The sequence below is a fragment of the Colwellia marinimaniae genome (genome assembly GCF_002207865.1).
Classification (GTDB): Bacteria; Pseudomonadota; Gammaproteobacteria; order Enterobacterales; family Alteromonadaceae; genus Colwellia; species Colwellia marinimaniae.
Window position 1 is genome coordinate 1 of record NZ_BDQM01000556.1, and the last position, 231, is coordinate 231.

The 231-nt window shown below is 44.6% G+C and carries 1 protein-coding gene; it reads right to left on the reverse strand.

Features of this window, described 5'->3' with window-relative positions; all coding sequences use genetic code 11:
- Positions 1 to 61: 61 nt before the first annotated feature.
- On the reverse strand, positions 62 to 217 hold the full coding sequence (locus MTCD1_RS23240) for a hypothetical protein (RefSeq protein ID WP_268807390.1): 156 nt from the start codon (positions 215 to 217) through the stop codon (positions 62 to 64).
- Positions 218 to 231 lie beyond the last annotated feature (14 nt).

The window sequence follows — 231 nt, forward strand, 5'->3', positions numbered from 1 at the left end:
GTATTACTTAGCATGGCTGCATTAGCGCCAGGGACAAATAACATACTACGACGTAATTTACTCATGCTAATTTACTCCAATCAATGTCCGTGATATTTGCTGCACGCATTGCTGCAGCTTGAACGCGGGCTCTTAACACACAATCAAGAGCACCTTTATCGTCAACAATAACCGTCGCGTCAGTAACTCCCATATTAGTGAGCGTGGCACGTACCACAGACTCGATAACAT